This window comes from Williamwhitmania taraxaci, from assembly GCF_900096565.1.
Classification (GTDB): domain Bacteria; phylum Bacteroidota; class Bacteroidia; order Bacteroidales; family Williamwhitmaniaceae; genus Williamwhitmania; species Williamwhitmania taraxaci.
In genome coordinates, this window is the sequence record NZ_FMYP01000121.1 from 1 (window position 1) to 5784 (window position 5784).

A 5784-nucleotide genomic window follows, 5' to 3' on the forward strand; every position below is an offset into this window, starting at 1 on the left:
ATAACGCGAGTTTCAATTACTCGCTACGCTCGTGAGCTCACCTCCTTCGTCGGTTCGGTTCCAGTATGGTGCGATTAGGTGTAGCCTTGTGGATGCCGCCGTAAAGGATGGCCGAATGTTTCAATTCCAGTATGGTGCGATTAGGTGACTGATATGTATCATTATTTCCGGGGGCGGTGCCCCCGGCTTTTATATGGTGGTCTTTCTGGCCTACGATATTTGTTTTTGCGGCCATAGAATGTCATTTTATGTAATCGGACACGATGTATCGTGTCCCTACATCCTGCCATGAATTCGACGATGCCGGAAGCATCAGACGTTGATAGAAAAGAATTAGGGAAATAGAATTGATGCAATGCTTTTCCGTTTTGGGGCGCCACCTATGGGGCGCAAAATTGTTTTGAATGATTCGTATCTACCAACGTTTGCCTCATACGGAGGCGGTGATGGGATGGTGCTGATTACCCCTATATTTATGGGAATGAATTTGTTTTTGCGGATACGATGGATCATGTCCCTACATCATGCCATGAATTCAGCGATGCCGGAGGCATCAAATACCATAGCTAAAACTTTACCGCCTTTGCCAATCCTTCATGTTTCTTAGCACGAGCAACAGTTGACTTATAGTATCGATACAAAAAATCATACAATACCATTTCGTGCATTCGTTGCTTGGATTTAAATATGCGGTTTACGAGCATATGAATATAACTTCCCATCAGATCATTAAAGGGAATATCCAACTGAGCATGTTGTTTCATTGATAAAATCTGAAGAACAATAGGCTTCATTACATCTCTCTGCTCATGTATTGCGTTTAACAAAGTAGCAATAAGACTATCCTTTTCGGAAGTGGAGTCAAGCGCTTGTTCTATAAGGCTTCTATCCTTACGAAACTTAGCATCCAACTGTCCTTTTAGAAATTGATCCATACCAAACTCCTTTCCAAAAGCAGATTTTAACTCCTGCAACAAAAGGAGTTTATCATCAAGAGAGAATTGGAAAGAATCGAGCAAGGCATCAATCGATTTAAGCGCAAAAAGCCAACGCACAACTTCACCATCGGTATTTCTGAAATACGGAAGAACCTTTACAAATAGTTCGCTATCGAAAAAGAAAAGTTGCTCGCTCAACTCCATTGTATTGGCGCCATAACGCTCCAACTCGCGCTGGTAGGTATCGAGCAGAACCTTCCATACAAGCTCTTGTTCTACCATCTTTTGCGTAAACCGATATATAGTTTGAATGATTTCGCCAATATTGGCAACATCACTGCAATGAAGGCGAACTCTTAAATGTAAATCAGGGTCGGCATACCGAATAAAGAACCATTGATCAATTAAATTATTAACTTTTAACCGTTCAATGGCAGGAATAATGGCTTCCTCTAAAACCTTATCACCTGTTTTTGCGCCACAGTAGAACTTATAGTAAACCCACTCTTCACCAGGAACAAAACTGCGCTTAATTAAAGTATCGCTCATTTCCCAAAAGATTGCTTATAGAATCCAAGAACGAATTCATTAGTAAACATATCGTTGTTACTCCTCACCACAGCATTGCTGGGATTGAACAGAAATTCCCTTAACATGAAATTTCCCTTTTTCTTTACAGCAGACAAAAATGTTTTCACGCTCAACCAATTGCTAAAATCTATAAACAACGAATTATCGCCTTCTTCCAATAAAACGTACATGGATATGTGCCTTTGGGTTCGCCATCGTTCAACATTAGCAAGCAGTTCGGGGCTATCATGGGCTCCCATAATGGCCTCTATTTCATCTTTCTTCACAAGCCATTCGGCCGGACTAAAGATTAGGTCTTTATACACAACTCTGGGCTTGAAGGGATAATTGTGCTTGAGAATACCCCAGTTAAATCCTAACCAAGTACGTAAACCTTGGCATTGTAAGTCGCATAGGAATTGGTATACCGGAATTGAATTAGCCGAATAGTTATGCGCATTGCTCAACCGAGGTATTACACGTTTATTCAACCTCTTGGAGCGCAAGCAAACCTCTCCGTTGCGAATGGAAACAAACAAATCGTCGAGGCAGATAGTGTATTTGGAACAAACAGAAGATGCTGTTATTACGGGAATTTCAAATTTTCGAAAAGCAGGATGAAGTACAACATTACCAACCCGTGACTCTGGAAGATGGATAATCTCAGCAACAATGGCATCGGGGAATAATTCTTGCTCGCGGTCGACTATCTCGCTTACCCAACGATATATTTTCTCATTGCCATGGCAAAACCGGCCTAAAAGATTTGCTGCACTATTTCCACCAGCATTTTCCATCAAAATTCGCCCATTGGGAAATTGCTCGCAAGGAGCCTCCACTATCCTAACAAGCGAGGTGAAGGTTGGGGGTAAATTATCCCAATTTTCCTTAAACTGGAGTAAATCATCATCAGTGATATTAATTTCGGCACTTCCGCTTTCTACAGCGCTCAAAAGCTTGTTGAGCAGAAAATTTTGAACAGGAGTCCATTTAACTTTGGGAGAATCATCTACTTTGGGAGACAGTATAATGTTCTCTACCAAGGGCGAGAACACCCCATCGTTACCCTGTAAATAGCCAACCCCTGTTTCTACATCAAGAGCCTGAAGCAATGGCACTTCTCGCGTATCGTAGCGTCGTAAAAATGCCTCCTTGAATTGATTTATGTTGTCGGAACCGCCAATATCAGTAAGCTTATTAAACGCAACAATACCCTGCATTACAGAGTGCATAGTTTCACTGCTTAGCGAAGATTTTTTAGCATTGAGCGCTACATCGGTTTGAATAAGGTATTTTATGTCGAAGTCGATATTCAGCTGCTTTAAATCAGCAGCTATATCGTAATATAGTGCCGGAGCATTGCCAATTTGCGTGTCAATGAAATTGAACTTTCGCTTCACATCGGCAAATATGCGGTTTACTTTATCAATACCTTCGAGCGGCTCAAGTATCTGTTGGATTCTATCAAAGAATTCAACACCAGTGATAGTTGGATCGAGTTCGCCAACAAGGATCTGATTGCTTATTAATCTATTTATAAAATCTTCCGCTTGCAATAGAGGGATGCCTTCGTGCGCAAGCAGCTGAGACAAGTCATGAATACGCCCTCCGCTTTTTGCGCGTTCCAGCACAAAATTGATATACAATGAATCCTTAACCTGCACAAGATGGTGAGTGCGTTTATCTTTCTTATAGCGGTATTCGATATAACGAAGGTGCTCACCTGATTTATATATGCTAGTATTGGGGAAATAGCGAAGATTCGGTTTAATAGTATCGTGCCGAGACAAAGCCGAAGCAAGATTGCAGAGATACAGCATATCGAGTCGGGTATGCCGCTCGTGTTCTGAGAATTCTGACAGTTCTACCTTGGTCTGGGTTCCAACGAATCCCGTAGTGCAGCCGGCAAATAGGCCAAACGGTGTACATCTTGACGACATCCGGGATATATACTTATACAATGTTTGTAAAATGCGCTCATCTTCTATAGCATCCATACCACCACCATCAATCCAAGACTGTAGCTGAGCATGAAACTCAGGTGCCGCAACAAATAGCGCTTCATTGATCATCGGAACCTTGGCAGCATCGCGAAACGTTTCCCTTAACCGTGAACTATTTGAAAGGAGATTCTGAAAGGAATTGAATGGAAGCAGCGGAGTTCTCACCAAGAACGTCGAGAATATGGAATAGGGCAAGTTATCGTTCATCAACAGAGGTGTCTTTAGCTAAGTAGTAATGCACTATCCCAATCGGGTTCGATATCGGATACAAAGGATATCATTGCAAGACCAATGCCTGCAATTCCATTAAGAAGGCCATAGTCTTTTTGCCAACCACCGTATTCTGCGACCTGAAATGTTTTATAGCCGGCTAGGCCATCATCGAAAGAGGCCATCTTAATACATTGCTCAAACCAAAAAATGGCAGCAATCCTAAATGCATCAACATTAGTATAGCGATACATTCGATGATAAATATGCGCTATACCAGCAGCACCATGGCAGATTCCAGCATCATGTATGCCCCCTTCTTTTAGATCAAGGATGCGCGTAGTATGCAAAAGAATGTCAATTGCCTCCTTCTTCCAGCGCTCACTGCCGAATAGCTGACCCGCTTGCCATAAAGCAATGGAAATCCCCATATCATAGTAGCACCAAGCCAACCGACCACCTTGTATCATTTCAGTTTCCTCCTTACACACCCAACCGGGGAATAGATATTTGGCATCAGCGGTTCGCCGGTTACTCAGCAAATAGGTTACAGCACCTGTTGCTAATTCGAGCGTCTTGTCTTTGCAAATTCCAGCCTCATATAAGCGACTAAGAATGGTAATAATGCTTGCAATGCCATGAGACATGCTTAAGTTATACCCCCTTACATCGCTATCGGGTTTTAGCTTCCGCTCCCAAGCAATGCCCTGATCCATCCGCGTGGCTTGCCTATCAAGCTCGGCAACCAAATCGATAAGATATCCATGCGCCCTTTCACTCGACTTCCGGCTTGAGTAGTATAGGCCGAGCCCCAATGCACCATGCAGATAATCGTAATTACCTTCACGGATATAATGCATCATATAGGGATATAAAAAATCATCTAGGCTACCGATGATCTTGTTCGTGTCGGCTTTAATGAAATTATGCTGTACTAGATGTTCAACCGTCCAACCGATCCCCGCAAGACCATTACAAAATGTTGGATATTTAAAACCACGCTTAATTTCATCAAAAATAGATGATAGTATTATGGTTGTTTTATTCTCCTTTGTCTCGTCATTTTTATATAGATGGTAGTATGCCAAAAAAAGCATTTCGCCTGATTTCCCACTCATCAGATCGGGCGAGTTTTGAGTAGAATTACCTATATGCTGAGCAATTGCATCAATTTTTTGATTTAGCTGTACAGCAAGCAATGAATCTACAACCATGCATTTATCCATAATATATTCATAAATAAACAGATGCCATTTTAGTAATTACATTTATCTACTATAGGGAAGGACTACCGAATTCGGCAAAATAACCATAAACAAAACAGTAGGAATAAAAAACTCCCCGCTGCAAGCAACGGGGAGACATTACTATACGCAAGGAATCTTAGGATCAATCGTCAAACACCTTGGTGTTGTTTCTGTATCAACACAATAAATTGGGTTAGTACAATAGTAGGTAGGACGAACGCCACCTTGTAAACTATTCAACTCCTCGTTATTCAAAGAAGCAACATCTTCCTTTGACAATTCCAAAACCTTGGAATATTCTTCAATCTTTTTCATGATAATAATAGCTAATAGTATCCTACTCTATTGAGGGCTTTTCGGAATCTGCCCAGGTTGCGGCCGCAAGCCATGCTACAATAATAACACACAGCACCGCCACTGGGTGACAGTTTGCAATACAGCAACATGTTTAACAACACATTTTTGCAGCAGGTTAGATTTAATGCAGCAATACTTATGTATTATACGGAGTGCATCTGCTGCAAATCAGTCTTAATGCAAAAGCGGCTATTCGCTGCAATGAACAACCATAGAAATGCAATCCTCTACTGCTGTAAAAGGACAAGGAGTTTCCGATTTACGCTTACCTCCATTAAGTCCATTTAACTCCTCAGTATTCAAAGGAGCAACATCTTCCTTCGACAATTCCAAAACTTTGGAATATTCTTCAATATTTTTCATACAACCTTATATCCGCAACATAAAAGCATAAAATAATCGGGAACCCCTGTAATAATAATCATCACAAGGCTTTCCCGATTAAAATATTTTCACCTA

At 41.4% G+C, this 5784-nt stretch carries 5 protein-coding genes; all 5 read right to left on the reverse strand.

What is annotated here, in order from left to right; translation table 11 throughout:
- Window positions 1–566: 566 nt before the first annotated feature.
- Window positions 567–1487 (reverse strand): thiopeptide-type bacteriocin biosynthesis protein, encoded by a 921-nt coding sequence (locus tag BLS65_RS17060; RefSeq protein ID WP_092441005.1) that lies wholly within the window; start codon window positions 1485–1487, stop codon window positions 567–569.
- On the reverse strand, window positions 1484–3718 hold the full coding sequence (locus BLS65_RS17065; protein ID WP_092441006.1) for a lantibiotic dehydratase family protein: 2235 nt from the start codon (window positions 3716–3718) through the stop codon (window positions 1484–1486). The genes BLS65_RS17060 and BLS65_RS17065 overlap by 4 nt, the downstream gene beginning before the upstream one ends.
- A 14-nt stretch (window positions 3719–3732) precedes the next feature.
- On the reverse strand, window positions 3733–4947 hold the full coding sequence (locus BLS65_RS17070; RefSeq protein ID WP_092441007.1) for a lanthionine synthetase C family protein: 1215 nt from the start codon (window positions 4945–4947) through the stop codon (window positions 3733–3735).
- Between the two features lie 141 nt (window positions 4948–5088).
- Window positions 5089–5283 carry a class I lanthipeptide gene (locus BLS65_RS18095; protein ID WP_125869938.1) on the reverse strand — a complete coding sequence of 65 codons (195 nt, stop codon included), beginning with the start codon at window positions 5281–5283 and terminating at the stop codon, window positions 5089–5091.
- Between the two features lie 231 nt (window positions 5284–5514).
- On the reverse strand, window positions 5515–5688 hold the full coding sequence (locus BLS65_RS18515) for a class I lanthipeptide (RefSeq protein WP_170830186.1): 174 nt from the start codon (window positions 5686–5688) through the stop codon (window positions 5515–5517).
- Window positions 5689–5784: the final 96 nt, after the last annotated feature.